Genomic DNA, 13,598 nt, shown 5'->3' with positions numbered 1-13,598 from the left:
TATAAGAGACAGCCCGCCCCCGGCGCGACCCCCCACCTCCCGCACGTCACCCCCAGGAGCTGTCCGCGTTGAGCACCCTGCCCGCCGAGGCCCTGCCGGCCGGCGTGCCGGCCGCCCCGGCCCGGGACGCCGAGGAGGCCGCGCCCCTCGCCCCGCCCGCCCGGCTGCTGCCCTCCCTCGCCGCCGTCTACAAGGCGCAGCTCAGCCGGGCCCGGGTCGCCCGCATCCCGCTGCTCTTCGTCGCCACCTTCCAGTCCATCGGGATCATGATCCTGATGCGCGGGGTCGTCGACGGCGGCTCCGAGGCCCGCGCCGTCGTGGCCGGCTCCACCGTCCTCGTCGTCGCCTTCGTCGCCCTCAACCTGCTCGCCCAGTACTTCGGCCAGCTCCGCGCCTCCGGCGGCCTCGACCACTACGCGACCCTGCCGGTGCCGCCCGCCGCCGTGGTGCTCGGCGCCGCCGGCGCGTACGCCTCCTTCACCGTCCCCGGCACGCTCGTCACCGCCGTCACCGGAGCCGTCCTCTTCGGCCTGCCGCTCGGCCACCTGTGGCTGCTCGCCGCCGTCGTACCGCTCTCCGGCGCCGCCCTCGCCGGGCTCGGCGCAGCCCTCGGCCTGCTCGCCCCCCGCCAGGAACTGGCCACCCTCCTCGGCCAGCTCGGCATGTCCGCCGCGCTGCTCCTCGGCGTGCTGCCGGCCGAGCGGATGCCGGCGCCGATCGGCTGGGCCCGCGACCTGCTGCCCTCCACGTACGGCGTCGAGGCGCTGGGCCGCGCCTTCGACCCGCACCCCGACTGGTCGGCCGTCGCCGTCGACCTGTCCGTCTGCGGCGCCGTCGGCGTGCTCTCGCTGGCCGCCGCCACCTGGGCCTACCGCAGGGCCGCGGTCCGCTGAGGCGGGCCACCGGCACACCTGGCACGATGGCGGGGTGACCGCACCCCTGACGCCTCCCCAGCAGCCGCCGAACGATCCCGCGTGGCCCCCGCCGCCCCCGCACCACCAGGGCCCGGCCGGTGACCCGATCACCGGGGCCGAGGTCGTCCAGGGCCTCGTGGTGACGGCGGCCTCGGCGGTCGCCGGAGCCGTGCTCGGGGTGCTCTGGGTGTGGCTCGCGCCCACGGTCCAGCTGATCTCCGACGGCAAGGGCGTCTATCTGCGGAACTCCGAGGGGGAGGCCGCGATCGGCGCCGACGGCACCTTCGTCCTCCTCGCGCTCGCCTTCGGCGCGGTCGCCGGGCTCGTCGTCTTCCTCGCCCGCCGCAAGGGCGGCGTCCCGCTCGTCCTGGGGCTCGCCGTCGGCGGCGTCCTCGGCTCGCTGCTCGCCTGGTGGCTGGGGACGCGGCTGGGGCCGACCGCCGACGTGGTCGCCCACGCCAAGGCCGTCGGCCCCGAGGTCGTCTTCGACGCCCCCCTCGAACTCCAGATGGGCGCCGCCGCGATGCTGGCCTGGCCGCTCGCCGCCATGATCGTCCACCTGGTCCTGACCGGGATCTTCGGCCCCCGCGACCCCGAGCCCGGCCCCTGGGACCCGTACCAGCGCTGAGCGCCCCCGGCCGGCCCCGGCTCAGCCGCGGCCGATGGGGGCCGGCACCGCCGAGGTGAGCGCGGCCAGGTCGGCGGGGGAGAGCTCGACCTCCAGACCCCGCCGGCCGGCCGAGACGCAGATCGTGCCGTGCTCCCACGCCGAGGAGTCGAGCACGGTACGCAGCCGCTTCCGCTGGCCCAGCGGGGAGATCCCGCCCCGCACGTAGCCGGTCGTCCGCTCGGCCGCCGCCGGGTCCGCCATCGTCGCCCGCTTGCCGCCGACCGCCGACGCCAGCGCCTTCAGATCCAGCTGCCCGGCGACCGGCACCACCGCCACCGTCAGCTCCCCGTCGACGTCCGCCACCAGCGTCTTGAAGACCCGGTCGGGCGTGACGCCCAGCGCCTCCGCCGCCTCCTCGCCGTACGACGGGGTCGCCGGGTCGTGCTCGTAGGCGTGCAGGGTGTACTCCGTGCCGGCCGCGGCCAGCGCCACCGTCGCCGGGGTGCCGCCGCCGTTCTTCTGCTTCTTCTTCGCCACCGGGACCTCCGCGGTTCCCTCGGTCCGTCAGTTCGGGTAGGTGGGCGCCTGGGTCAGCTCCACCGCCGGCAGCGACGGGAGGTGCCGCAGCACCGCCGTCTCCGCCCGCAGCAGCGCCAGCTCCTCGCGCAGCCGGACCGTGGTGTCCGGCGCCTCCAGGAGCCGCTGCTTCGTCGGCACGTCCACCATGGCCGCCGCCGCGACCAGGTACGACACCACCGACGGGTCGTCGGGCAGCTCAGAGGTCGTCAGCGACCGCTCCCGCGCCCCCGCCAGCCTCTTCTGGTACGCCCGGAAGGCCCGCAGCACCCCCTCGGCCAGCGCCTCGGCCTCGTCGCCCGGCTTCTCCGGAAGCTCCTCGGTCTCCGCCGTCAGGAACGGACCGCTCGCGTCCACCGAACGCAGCCGCACCCGGGTGGTGCCGGTGACCATCACCTCGTACGAGCCGTCCCCGCGCTGCCGGATGCTCGCCGCGTCCGCGACGCACCCCACCGGGTGGAAGCTCCGCAGCGGGTCGGGGCCGAAGCCCGCGGCCGGGCCCTTCTCCGGCAGCGCCGTCGGGTCCGGCATCCCGGGCGCGGTCGGTGCGACCTCGTGCCCGTCCCGGATCGCGACCACGGCGAAGCGCCGCGGCTCGGAGGCGTCGATGTCGAGCAGGGCGCGCATCATGGCGCGATACCGCTCCTCGAAGACGTTGAGCGGCAGCACGAGGCCCGGGAACAGCACCGCGTTGAGCGGGAAGAGGGGCAGGCGAGCGGTGGTCACAGCGGCCAAGCCTAATGGCCGCGCGGACCGCTCCGTCCGGGGATTGCGCGCGCGGGCCCCCACAGCGGAGTCCGCCGCGCCAGCTCGGCCCGCGTCCGGTCCCGGGTGGCCAGGAACCGCCGCAGCGGATCGTGGCCGCCGACCGCCCACGGGAAGGAGGTCGCGTACGGCCCCGTCCGGCCGAACTCGGCCAGCGCCTCCGCCCACCGCCCCCGCTCCACCAGGACGTACGCCAGCAGGTTCCGCACCTCGGCCGGCCACGGGTCGCCCACCGCGAACTCCGCCGACAGCACCAGGCCCCGGTCCGCCGCCCGGTCGATCCGCTCCCCGTCCACCGCCGGCCCGGCCGGGGCGGCCCGCCCCGCACCGGGCAGCGGGCGCAGCCCCTCGTAGGCGGCGCGCACCGGCAGCGCCCGCACCAGCGAGCCCGGCGCCGCGTCGTCGGCGGCCTGCTCCGCGAAGTCGAAGGCCGCCCGGTGCGAGCCGTACCACTGCGCCGACAGGTACTTCAGCGCGGCGACATGGCAGCCGTAGTGGTGCGGGGAGCGCAGCAGGGCCTGCTCCCACAGCCGCTCGAAGACCGCGTGCCCGGCGTGCGCCCCGCGCGCGTGGTCCAGCGCGAGCCGCCACGGCACCGGATCGCGCCCGGCCTCCTCGGTGAGCGGCCGCAGCAGCGGGTCCAGCTCGCGCAGCCGCTCGGCGCGGGCCGGCGACTCCCAGGCCCGGCGGACCGCGAGCTGCGCCGACACCAGCAGGGCGTCGGGATCCCGCGGCGCGACCTCGTTCCAGCGGTCCAGCCACTCGCCCCGGCTGTACGCGAAGGTGGCGAGCCGCCCCACATAGCGGTCCCGGTCCTCCCAGTCGCCGGCGTCCCGGGTCGTGGCGAGCAGCTTCGCCGCGGGCTCCGGGTCGCCGACCGCGGCCGCCACCAGCGCCGGCGCGAGCCGGTCGTCCGGGGCGTCCAGCAGCACGTCGTCGTCCGGCGTCAGCCCGACGGCGAGACGCGGGGCGTGCCGGGCCGAGCGGACGGCGCCGACCAGGGCGCGGAGGAAGGACATGGCAGGACGTATCTTCCCACCGGGGGACCCTCCGGGCGTGCCGAGCCGGTCTCCCTTCACCCGGATCTCACCCGGTCTCCCCCCGGCCGTCACGCACCCCGCCCCCGCAACCGGCGCCCCGCCGGTCAGCCGCGCCGCAGCAGCCGGGTCGCGCCCGCCGCCACCGTCGTCGCCAGGATCCAGCCGAGCAGGATCAGCACCGCCGCCGCCCACTGCCAGCCGCCCTCCAGGCGCCAGTAGCCGTCCTGGCCGAGCGTGATCACCGGCAGCAGCAGGTCCAGGGCGTACAGCGTGCCGTTCCACGCCGGGCCCTCGCCCTCCTTGATCGGCACCGGCTCGTACCGGGAGAAGGCCAGCGTGCCCGCCGCCCACAGCACCGCCATCCACAGCGCCGCCCGGCCCGGCCGGTAGCCGTACGCCACCGTCCAGTCCTGCACGTACCCCCACAGCTTCCCGGCGACCGGCAGCGTCTCCCGTCTGCGCCGCTGCTTGGCGAGCAGCACCTCCCGGGCGTCCGCATCCTCCCCGCTGTTGCGCAGCACGGTCGCCAGCCGCTCGTACGGCTCCGGCGCGTACTCCGGGGTCGCCGCCGCCACCCACTCGATCCGCCGGGCCAGCGGGAAGTGCCCGTACGGCACCAGGTTCTCGTAGACGAACCCGCTCAGCGCCAGGCCGCCGGGGCCCGGCCAGCTGGTGGACAGGTCGATCAGCGTCACCACCTTCGCGCCGTTCAGCACCACCCGGCCCTCCTCCGGGCGCTCCCCGTTGAACCTCAGCTCCGGGGTGACGATCCGGCGCAGCGACAGCTCCTCCCGGCGCGCCCCGCTGAGCAGGAAGCGGGCGTGGTGCAGGTCCACCGCGTCGCCGAAGCGGCCGTCGTCCAGCCGGACGCCGCCGTGGAACTCGGCCGGCTTGCGCCGGGCGTCCCGGACCGGCGCCACCCCGTACGGCGGGGTGGCCGTGGACTGCCCGCCGCCCTCGTACACCCAGGCCGCGTTCAGGTACAGGGTCCGCTCGACGGTCAGCTGCGGCGCGTTCAGCGCGCGGCGGCCCCGGTCCGAGCGGAGCACGCTGCCCCGCAGGCTGAGCGAGACCCCGATCTTCGCGCCGCGCAGGCTGAACTCGCCGTGCGTCTCGATCAGCTCGGCCTGGACGTCCTGCGCCACCACCATGCCGTCCGCCGTGATCGCCCGGCCCCGTCCGTCCGGCCACACCTGGATCTGGTTGATCAGCAGGTCCGTGCCGATCTGGGCGTCCGTCAGCCGGATGCCCCGCCGCACCCGGCAGCGCGGCAGGTGCAGATCGCCCTCGGTGTGCAGCCGGGCCGCCTCCAGGCGGGGCAGCGCGCAGCCGACCATCCGGAGCGTGCCGAACCGGGCCTCCGGCACCACCACCTCGCCGTCGAAGCGGCAGCCGTGCAGCTCCACGTACGGCGCTATCGACCCGCCGGCCAGGTCCAGCACGCCGGTGATCCGCACCCCGCGCAGCTTCAGCGCGGCCACCCGGCCCGACCAGGCCGGCGGCCCGTCGAGCAGCAGCGCCGCCATCACGTCGGCGCGCACGCTCCGCTCCGGCCCCCAGGCCGCCTCCCCGAACGGGTCGTCCCGCTCCGCCACCCCCTCCGTCAGATCGCAGGTCCTGCCGATCCGGAACGCCTGCCACACGGCCCGCTCCGGGTCCGTGAGACCGTCCGGCATCCCCTCGTCGTGCGGCTCGGTCACTGCCGCCCCCTCGCTCTCCCCGATGCGCTCCCACCACTCCGCTTCCCGGGGGTGGTGGATTCGTACAGTCGTTCTTCCCGGACTGTGACGGGCTGAACGCTAACGGTCAGGAGCGGCGAGGAGACGCCACTGAGGCGCGTATCGACGTGCGGCAAGCCGAGTATCAGCCAGTGATACGGGAAGTCCGGGCCGAAGAGCCGTCTGAGAGAATTGACCCGTGATCTCTCGAATCGATCTGCGCGGCGAGGCCCTCCCCGAGGGTTCCGCCCTGCGCGACCTGCTGCCCCGTGCCGAGTTCGACGTGGAAGCCGCCCTGGAGAAGGTGCGGCCGATCTGCGAGGACGTACGGCATCATGGCGCGGCCGCGGTGATCGACTACGGGGAGAAGTTCGACGGCGTCCGCCTGGAGCGCCTGCGCGTCCCCGCCGAGGCGATCGCCCGCGCCCTCGACGAGCTCGACCCGGCCGTCCGCGCCGCCCTCGAGGAGTCCATCCGGCGCGCCCGGCTGGTCCACCGCGACCAGCGCCGCACCACCCACACCACCCAGGTCGTGCCCGGCGGCACGGTCACCGAGAAGTGGATCCCCGTCGACCGCGTCGGCCTGTACGTGCCCGGCGGACGCGCCGTCTACCCGTCCTCCGTCGTGATGAACGTGGTCCCGGCCCAGGAGGCAGGCGTCGAGGGCGTCGCCGTCTCCTCCCCGCCGCAGAAGGAGTTCGGCGGACTGCCGCACCCGACGATCCTCGCCGCCTGCGCCCTGCTCGGCGTCGACGAGGTCTACGCGGCCGGCGGCGCCCAGGCCATCGCCATGTTCGCCTACGGCACCGCCTCCACCGCCGACGAGCCCGGCTGCGAGCCCGTCAACCTGGTCACCGGCCCCGGCAACATCTACGTCGCCGCCGCCAAGCGCCTCCTCAAGGGCCGCATCGGCATCGACGCCGAGGCCGGACCGACCGAGATCGCCGTCCTCGCCGACTCCACCGCCGACCCCGTGCACGTCGCCGCCGACCTCATCAGCCAGGCCGAGCACGACCCGATGGCCGCGTCCGTCCTGGTCACCGACTCCCCGGAGCTGGCCGAGGCCGTCGAGGCCGAGCTCAAGGCCCAGGTCGCCGTCGCCCGGCACGTCGAGGACCGGATCGCCCCGGCCCTGGCCGGAAAGCAGTCCGCGATCGTCCTCGTCACCGACCTGGAGGACGGCCTCAAGGTCGTCGACGCCTACGGCGCCGAGCACCTGGAGATCCAGACCGCCGACGCCGCCGCCCTCGCCGACCGGGTCCGCAACGCGGGCGCGGTCTTCGTCGGCCCCTGGGCGCCGGTCTCCCTCGGCGACTACTGCGCCGGTTCCAACCACGTCCTGCCCACCGGCGGCTGCGCCTGCCACTCCTCGGGCCTCTCCGTGCAGTCCTTCCTGCGCGGCGTGCACATCGTGGACTACACGCGCGACGCGCTGGCCGACGTGGCCCACCACGTGGTCACCCTGGCCGAGGCCGAGGACCTCCCGGCCCACGGCGCGGCGATCAAGGCAAGGTTCGGCTGGAAGGTGCCCGAGAGCAAGTGAGCGACACCCGCGACACGAACGACACCATCGGCATCGACGACCTGCCGATCCGCGAGGAGCTGAAGGGCCAGTCGCCCTACGGCGCCCCCCAGCTCGACGTGCCCGTCCAGCTGAACACCAACGAGAACCCCTACCCGCTGCCCGAGCCGCTGGTGGCCCGGATCGCGGAGCGGGTCGCCGAGGCCGCCCGCGGCCTCAACCGCTACCCCGACCGGGACGCGGTGGAGCTCCGCACCGAGCTGGCCCGCTACCTCACCCGTACCGGCGGGCACCCGGTGTCCCGGGAGAACGTGTGGGCCGCCAACGGCTCCAACGAGGTCCTCCAGCAGCTGCTGCAGACCTTCGGCGGACCCGGCCGCACCGCGATCGGCTTCGAGCCCTCGTACTCGATGCACGCCCTGATCGCCCGCGGCACCGGCACCGGCTGGATCTCCGGCCCGCGCAACGAGGACTTCACCATCGACGTCGAGGCGGCCGAGGCGGCCGTCGCCGAGCACGCGCCCGACGTCGTCTTCGTCACCTCGCCCAACAACCCCACCGGCACCGCCGTCGAGGCCGAGGTCGTGGTGCGGCTGTACGACGCCGCCCAGGCCGCGAAGCCCTCGCTGGTCGTGGTGGACGAGGCGTACGTGGAGTTCAGCCACCGGGACTCGCTGCTGCCCCTCCTGGAGGGCCGGCCGCACCTGGTGGTCTCCCGGACCATGTCCAAGGCGTTCGGCGCCGCCGGACTCCGCCTCGGCTACCTGGCCGCCCACCCGGCCGTGGTCGACGCCGTCCAGCTGGTCCGCCTGCCGTACCACCTCTCCGCCGTCACCCAGGCGACCGCGCTCGCCGCCCTGGAGCACACCGACACCCTCCTCGGGTACGTCGAGCAGCTCAAGGCCGAGCGCGACCGCCTCGTCGCCGAACTGCGGGCCGTCGGCTACGAGGTCACCGAGTCCGACGCCAACTTCGTCCAGTTCGGACGCTTCCCCGACGCGCACCAGGCGTGGCGGAAGATCCTCGACCGGGGTGTCCTGGTCCGGGACAACGGCGTCCCCGGCTGGCTGCGGGTCACCGCCGGCACCCCCGAAGAGAACGACGCGTTCCTCGACGCGGTTCGTGAGCTGAAGAAGGAGCAGAACGCATGAGCCGCGTAGGCCGCGTGGAGCGCACCACCAAGGAGACCTCCGTCGTCGTCGAGATCGACCTCGACGGCACCGGAAAGGTCGACGTGTCGACCGGGGTCGGCTTCTACGACCACATGCTCGACCAGCTCGGCCGCCACGGTCTGTTCGACCTCACCGTGAAGACCGACGGCGACCTCCACATCGACTCCCACCACACCATCGAGGACACCGCCCTCGCCCTCGGCGCCGCCTTCAAGCAGGCCCTCGGCGACAAGGTCGGCATCTACCGCTTCGGCAACTGCACGGTCCCGCTGGACGAGTCCCTCGCCCAGGTCACCGTCGACCTCTCCGGCCGCCCCTACCTGGTGCACACCGAGCCCGAGAACATGGCGCCGATGATCGGCTCGTACGACACCACCATGACGCGCCACATCCTGGAGTCCTTCGTGGCCCAGGCGCAGATCGCGCTGCACGTGCACGTGCCGTACGGGCGCAACGCCCACCACATCGTCGAGTGCCAGTTCAAGGCGCTCGCCCGCGCCCTGCGCTACGCCTCCGAGCGCGACCCGCGCGCCGCCGGAATCCTCCCCTCCACGAAGGGCGCGCTGTAACCGTGACCGGTCTCTCCACCATCCTGATCGTCGTCGGGCTCTTCCTGCTCGGCGGCATCTACTCCTTCGTCAAGCAGCAGATGCCCAAGGGCCTCATCGTGCTGCTCTCCATCGGCGCGGCCATGTGCCTCACCGCCGGCGTGCTGCGACTGGACGTGTGGTCATGACGGTGAACACCCCCAAGAAGGTCGTCGTCTTCGACTACGGCTTCGGCAACGTGCGCTCCGCCGAGCGCGCCCTCGCCCGGGTCGGCGCGGACGTCGAGATCACTCGCGACTACGAGAAGGCGATGAACGCCGACGGGCTCCTCGTCCCCGGCGTCGGCGCCTTCTCCGCCTGCATGCAGGGGCTCAAGGAGGCCCGCGGCGACTGGATCGTCGGCCGCCGGCTCTCCGGCGGCCGCCCCGTCATGGGCATCTGCGTCGGCATGCAGATCCTCTTCGAGCGCGGCATCGAGCACGGCGTCGAGACCGAGGGCCTCGACGAGTGGCCCGGCACGGTCGAGCCGCTGAAGGCCCCCGTCGTGCCCCACATGGGCTGGAACACGGTCGACGCGCCCGAGGACACCGAGCTCTTCGCCGGCCTGGACGCCGACGCCCGCTTCTACTTCGTGCACTCCTACGCGGTGCGCGAGTGGAGCCTGGAGGTCGGCAACCCCAACATCCGCGCCCCCAAGGTCACCTGGGCCACCCACGGGGAGCCCTTCGTCGCCGCCGTGGAGAACGGGGCCCTGTGGGCCACCCAGTTCCACCCCGAGAAGTCCGGCGACGCCGGAGCCCAGCTCCTCACCAACTGGATCGGAACCCTGTGAGCACTCTCGAACTCCTCCCCGCCGTCGACGTCCGCGACGGCCAGGCCGTCCGGCTCGTCCACGGCGAGTCCGGCAGCGAGACCTCCTACGGCTCCCCGCTGGAGGCCGCCCTCTCCTGGCAGCGCTCCGGCGCCGAGTGGCTCCACCTCGTCGACCTGGACGCCGCCTTCGGCACCGGCGACAACCGCGAGCTGGTCCGCCAGATCACCGAGGCCATGGACATCAAGGTGGAGCTGTCCGGCGGCATCCGCGACGACGCCTCGCTCGCCGCCGCCCTCGCCACCGGCTGCACCCGCGTCAACCTCGGCACCGCCGCCCTGGAGACCCCCGAGTGGGTCGCCAAGGTGATCGCCGAGCACGGCGACAGGATCGCCGTCGGCCTCGACGTGCGCGGCACCACCCTCAAGGGCCGCGGCTGGACCAGCGAGGGCGGCGACCTCTACGAGACGCTGGCCCGCCTCGACTCCGAGGGCTGCGCCCGGTACGTCGTCACCGACATCGGCCGCGACGGCACGCTCACCGGCCCCAACGTCGAGCTGCTGAAGAACGTCTGCGCGGCCACCGACAAGCCCGTCGTCGCCTCCGGCGGCGTCTCCTCCCTGGATGACCTGCGCGCCCTCGCCGGGCTCACCCACCTGGGCGTCGAGGGCGCGATCGTCGGCAAGGCGCTCTACGCCAAGGCGTTCACCCTCGAAGAGGCCCTGCGGGCGGTGGCGTCCGCATGACCGACTCCGTGCGCAAGATCGTCACCGGCGCCCCCTGGGAGGAGCAGTTCGGCTACTCCCGCGCGGTCGAGCTGCCCAACGGCACCGTCCTCGTCTCCGGCTGCACCTCGGTCGTCGGCGGTGCGATCGCCGACGGCGGCCCGTACGAGCAGACCGTCAACTCCTTCAACGTCGCCCTCGACGCCCTGAAGCAGCTCGGCCTCGGCGCCGAGCACGTCGTCCGCACCCGCATGTACCTCACGCACGCGCGCGACGTGGACGAGGTGGGCCGCGCCCACAAGGAGCTGTTCGACGAGGTCCGCCCGGCCGCGTCGATGATCATCGTCTCGGGCTTCGTCGACCCCCGCCTGGTGGTCGAGGTCGAGGTCGAGGCGTACAGGAGTGATGCGGCATGAGCCTCGCCGTACGAGTGATCCCCTGCCTGGACGTGGACAACGGCCGGGTCGTCAAGGGCGTCAACTTCCAGAACCTGCGGGACGCCGGCGACCCCGTCGAGATGGCCAAGCTGTACGACGCCGAGGGCGCCGACGAGCTGACCTTCCTCGACATCACCGCCTCCTCCGGCAACCGGGAGACCACCTACGACGTGGTGCGCCGCACCGCCGAGCAGGTCTTCATCCCGCTCACCGTCGGCGGCGGCGTCCGCTCGGCGGAGGACGTCGACAAGCTGCTGCGGGCCGGCGCGGACAAGGTGGGCGTCAACACGGCCGCCATCGCCCGTCCCGAGCTGATCCAGGAGATCGCCGAGCGCTTCGGCCGCCAGGTCCTCGTCCTGTCGGTCGACGCCCGGCGCACCGCCACCGGCTCCTTCGAGGTCACCACCCACGGCGGCCGCAAGGGCACCGGCATCGACGCCGTCGAGTGGGCGCACCGGGCCGCCGAGCTGGGCGCGGGGGAGATCCTGCTCAACTCGATGGACGCGGACGGCACCAAGGACGGCTACGACACCGAGATGATCGCGGCCGTGCGCAAGCACGTGACGGTCCCGGTGATCGCCTCGGGCGGCGCCGGCAAGCTCGCCGACTTCGCCCCGGCCGTCGCGGCCGGCGCGGACGCGGTGCTCGCCGCCTCCGTCTTCCACTTCGGCGATCTGCGGATCGGCGAGGTCAAGGAAGCGCTGCGGGAGGCGGGTAACGAGGTCCGCTGAGACGCGTTCCGCTTGTGGGAAGGGCCCCCTCGGGGGCCCTTTTCGTCCGCCGAACGCGCAAGAAAAATTGCGCAATCTTCGTTGCGCAAGTTTTCCTGCGCGTCTACGGTCGTGGACATGACCTCCTCCGAGACCCGCCGGATCACCGAGCTCGGCACCCTCAAGGCCATCTCGCACCCGCTGCGCATGCGCCTCTACCGAGCCCTCTTCGTCGCCCGCACCGCGACCGCCTCGCAGCTCGCCGACCAGGTCGACGAGGCCGTGTCCCTGGTCAGTTACCACCTGCGCAAGCTCGCCGACGGCGGGCTCATCGAGGAGGCCGAGGCTCAGTCCGCCGACGGGCGCGAACGCTGGTGGCAGCCCAGCTCCTACGGCTTCGGCATCCACGAGGAGGACGTCAAGGACGCCCCCGAGCTCGCCGCGGCCAGCGCCGCCTTCGGCCGTACCGTCAGCGAGCAGCGGGCCGAGATGCACACCCGCTTCCTCGACGAGCGCCTCACCTGGTCCGACGCCTGGCGCTCCGCCTCGATCAGCTCCGAATGGCTGCCCCGGCTCACCGCCGCCGAACTCACCGCCCTCGGCGCGGAGCTGGAGGCCGTCCTCCGGAAGTACGACCAGGCCGCCCGCGCCGCCGAGGCCGCCGGCGACACCGAGGGCCGGGAGAACGTCGCCGTCCACCTCCACGGCTTCCCCTACCGCCCGTGACCGCGCTCACCGAGGCCGCCGCCCGCCCCGCCCACCGCAGCCCCCAGGTCCTGCGCTGGCTCGGCGCCTACACCGCCTCCACCCTCGGCGACAGCGTCTTCTACCTGGCCCTCTCCTGGGCCGCCGTCAGCGGCGGCACGCCCGCCCAGGCGGGGCTCGTCATGGCCGTCGCGGCCGTGCCCCGCGCGCTGCTCATGCTCGTCGGCGGAGTGATCGCCGACCGGCTCGGCCCGCGCCGGGTCGTCATCGCCTCCGACACCGTCCGCTGCCTGGTCACCCTCGGCCTCGCCGCGACCCTCTTCCTCGCCTCGCCCGGCCTGGGGGCGCTCGCCGCCGTCGCCCTCGTCTTCGGCACCGTCGACGCCCTCTTCCTGCCGGCCGTCGGCGCCCTGCCGCCCCGCGTCGCCGACCGGGACCAGCTCGCCCGCGTCCAGGGCATGCGCGGCCTCGCCCACCGGACGGGCGCCGTCGTCGGCGCCCCGCTCGGCGGCCTCGCCGTCGCCGTCGGCGGCACCGCGAGCGCGTTCGCCGTCGCCGGCGCCCTCTTCGCGTTCTCCCTGCCCCTGCTCGCCGCGCTCCGGCTCCGCCCGCTGCCCCGGGAGGAGGAGACCCGCGACGGCTCCGCCCCGCGCGGCCTCGCCGACGGCCTGCGCTACCTCCGCGGCCACCCGGTGCTCGGCCCGCTGATGATCGTCGTCCTCCTCAGCGACCTCGGCTTCGTCGGTCCCCTCAACGTCGGCCTCGCCGTCCTCTCCGAGCAGCGCGGCTGGGGCGCCTCCGGCATCGGCTGGGTCCTCGCCGGCTTCGGCGTCGGCGCGGGCGCCGCCTCCCTGCTGCTGACCGTCAGGGGGCACGTGCCCAGGACCGGGCTCGTCATGGGCTGGACCATGGTGATCGGCGCCGTGTCGATCGGCGCGCTCGCCCACCTGGCCCAGCTCGCCCTCGCCGTCGTCGCGGCCCTCTCCATCGGCCTGTTCGCCGGCCTCTCCGGAGCCCTGTGCAACGCCCTGATCCAGACCGAGTGCGACCCCGCCTACCTCGGCCGGGTGAGCGCCGTCGCCGGTCTCGGCAGCCTCGGCATCGCCCCGCTGAGCTTCCCGGTCACCGGCGCGGCGATCGGCCTGTGGGGGACCGGCCCGGTCTTCGTCGTCAGCGCCGCCGTCTGCGCCCTCTCCGGGGTGTACGGCCTCGCGGTCCGCGCCGTCCGCCGCGCCGAACTCCCGAAGCCCTAGGCCCTGTCGTCAAACTCCCGCCTGCCCCGCGACGCCATGCACGCGCTCTCGCCGCACCGGGTGAAAGCCCGAGTACGTCCAGTACGAGGACT

At 74.2% G+C, this 13,598-nt stretch carries 16 protein-coding genes; 12 read left to right on the top strand and 4 right to left on the bottom strand.

Features of this window, described 5'->3' with window-relative positions:
* Window positions 1-68 precede the first annotated feature (68 nt).
* Together IF73_RS0135730 and IF73_RS0135725 are read left to right on the top strand one after the other, a co-directional pair.
* Complete coding sequence (locus IF73_RS0135730; RefSeq protein WP_031015357.1) at window positions 69-893, top strand: ABC transporter permease; 825 nt, start codon at window positions 69-71, stop codon at window positions 891-893.
* A gap of 34 nt (window positions 894-927) precedes the next feature.
* Window positions 928-1,542, top strand: coding sequence for an ABC transporter permease (locus IF73_RS0135725; protein ID WP_031015355.1), 615 nt, complete (start codon window positions 928-930; stop codon window positions 1,540-1,542).
* A gap of 21 nt (window positions 1,543-1,563) precedes the next feature.
* On the opposite strand, the gene ybaK is transcribed toward IF73_RS0135725, so the two are convergent.
* The 4 genes from ybaK to IF73_RS0135705 form a co-directional block, all read right to left on the bottom strand.
* A complete protein-coding gene (ybaK, locus tag IF73_RS0135720) occupies window positions 1,564-2,061 on the bottom strand; it encodes a Cys-tRNA(Pro) deacylase (protein WP_031015354.1) in 498 nt (165 codons plus the stop codon).
* A gap of 27 nt (window positions 2,062-2,088) precedes the next feature.
* Complete coding sequence (locus IF73_RS0135715; RefSeq protein WP_031015353.1) at window positions 2,089-2,826, bottom strand: LON peptidase substrate-binding domain-containing protein; 738 nt, start codon at window positions 2,824-2,826, stop codon at window positions 2,089-2,091.
* Between the two features lie 11 nt (window positions 2,827-2,837).
* A complete protein-coding gene (locus IF73_RS0135710; protein ID WP_031015352.1) occupies window positions 2,838-3,884 on the bottom strand; it encodes a hypothetical protein in 1,047 nt (348 codons plus the stop codon).
* Window positions 3,885-4,009: 125 nt separating this feature from the next.
* Window positions 4,010-5,605 (bottom strand): hypothetical protein, encoded by a 1,596-nt coding sequence (locus IF73_RS0135705; RefSeq protein ID WP_031015350.1) that lies wholly within the window; start codon window positions 5,603-5,605, stop codon window positions 4,010-4,012.
* A gap of 217 nt (window positions 5,606-5,822) precedes the next feature.
* Here IF73_RS0135705 and hisD point away from each other — a divergent pair, with 217 nt between their 5' ends.
* From hisD to IF73_RS0135655, 10 genes are all read left to right on the top strand, one after another.
* Window positions 5,823-7,166 (top strand): histidinol dehydrogenase, encoded by a 1,344-nt coding sequence (hisD, locus tag IF73_RS0135700; RefSeq protein ID WP_031015349.1) that lies wholly within the window; start codon window positions 5,823-5,825, stop codon window positions 7,164-7,166.
* The gene (locus tag IF73_RS0135695) at window positions 7,163-8,296 is read left to right on the top strand and encodes a histidinol-phosphate transaminase (protein WP_031015347.1); all 1,134 of its coding nucleotides are present in this window, start codon (window positions 7,163-7,165) and stop codon (window positions 8,294-8,296) included. Before hisD ends, IF73_RS0135695 begins: the two co-directional genes overlap by 4 nt.
* Complete coding sequence (hisB, locus tag IF73_RS0135690) at window positions 8,293-8,886, top strand: imidazoleglycerol-phosphate dehydratase HisB (RefSeq protein WP_030492957.1); 594 nt, start codon at window positions 8,293-8,295, stop codon at window positions 8,884-8,886. The genes IF73_RS0135695 and hisB overlap by 4 nt, the downstream gene beginning before the upstream one ends.
* 2 nt (window positions 8,887-8,888) lie before the next feature.
* Complete coding sequence (locus IF73_RS41700; RefSeq protein ID WP_030748301.1) at window positions 8,889-9,053, top strand: hypothetical protein; 165 nt, start codon at window positions 8,889-8,891, stop codon at window positions 9,051-9,053.
* Entirely contained in the window at window positions 9,050-9,697 is a 648-nt protein-coding gene (gene hisH / locus IF73_RS0135680) for an imidazole glycerol phosphate synthase subunit HisH (protein WP_031015345.1), read from the top strand. The genes IF73_RS41700 and hisH overlap by 4 nt, the downstream gene beginning before the upstream one ends.
* Window positions 9,694-10,422, top strand: coding sequence for a bifunctional 1-(5-phosphoribosyl)-5-((5-phosphoribosylamino)methylideneamino)imidazole-4-carboxamide isomerase/phosphoribosylanthranilate isomerase PriA (gene priA / locus IF73_RS0135675; RefSeq protein ID WP_031015343.1), 729 nt, complete (start codon window positions 9,694-9,696; stop codon window positions 10,420-10,422). The genes hisH and priA overlap by 4 nt, the downstream gene beginning before the upstream one ends.
* Window positions 10,419-10,817 (top strand): RidA family protein, encoded by a 399-nt coding sequence (locus IF73_RS0135670; protein ID WP_031015341.1) that lies wholly within the window; start codon window positions 10,419-10,421, stop codon window positions 10,815-10,817. The genes priA and IF73_RS0135670 overlap by 4 nt, the downstream gene beginning before the upstream one ends.
* Entirely contained in the window at window positions 10,814-11,569 is a 756-nt protein-coding gene (hisF, locus tag IF73_RS0135665) for an imidazole glycerol phosphate synthase subunit HisF (RefSeq protein ID WP_031015340.1), read from the top strand. Before IF73_RS0135670 ends, hisF begins: the two co-directional genes overlap by 4 nt.
* Before the next feature lie 117 nt (window positions 11,570-11,686).
* Window positions 11,687-12,274: a winged helix-turn-helix domain-containing protein gene (locus IF73_RS0135660; RefSeq protein ID WP_031015339.1), complete on the top strand. Its 588-nt coding sequence runs from the start codon at window positions 11,687-11,689 to the stop codon at window positions 12,272-12,274.
* Window positions 12,271-13,506, top strand: coding sequence for an MFS transporter (locus IF73_RS0135655; protein WP_031015338.1), 1,236 nt, complete (start codon window positions 12,271-12,273; stop codon window positions 13,504-13,506). Before IF73_RS0135660 ends, IF73_RS0135655 begins: the two co-directional genes overlap by 4 nt.
* Window positions 13,507-13,598: the final 92 nt, after the last annotated feature.

Origin of the sequence: Streptomyces sp. NRRL F-5727, assembly GCF_000719555.1 — a bacterium.
GTDB lineage: Bacteria > Actinomycetota > Actinomycetes > Streptomycetales > Streptomycetaceae > Streptomyces.
This window is presented reverse-complemented; position numbering and strand designations above follow the sequence as displayed.

Excerpts from the sequence above, each read along its gene's own strand:
- IF73_RS0135710 (WP_031015352.1), bottom strand. The coding sequence starts at position 3,884 with ATGTCCTTCCTCCGCGCCCTGGTCGGCGCCGTCCGCTCGGCCCGGCAC.
- hisB (WP_030492957.1), top strand. The coding sequence starts at position 8,293 with ATGAGCCGCGTAGGCCGCGTGGAGCGCACCACCAAGGAGACCTCCGTC.
- hisH (WP_031015345.1), top strand. The coding sequence starts at position 9,050 with ATGACGGTGAACACCCCCAAGAAGGTCGTCGTCTTCGACTACGGCTTC.
- IF73_RS0135670 (WP_031015341.1), top strand. The coding sequence starts at position 10,419 with ATGACCGACTCCGTGCGCAAGATCGTCACCGGCGCCCCCTGGGAGGAG.
- hisF (WP_031015340.1), top strand. The coding sequence starts at position 10,814 with ATGAGCCTCGCCGTACGAGTGATCCCCTGCCTGGACGTGGACAACGGC.
- IF73_RS0135660 (WP_031015339.1), top strand. The coding sequence starts at position 11,687 with ATGACCTCCTCCGAGACCCGCCGGATCACCGAGCTCGGCACCCTCAAG.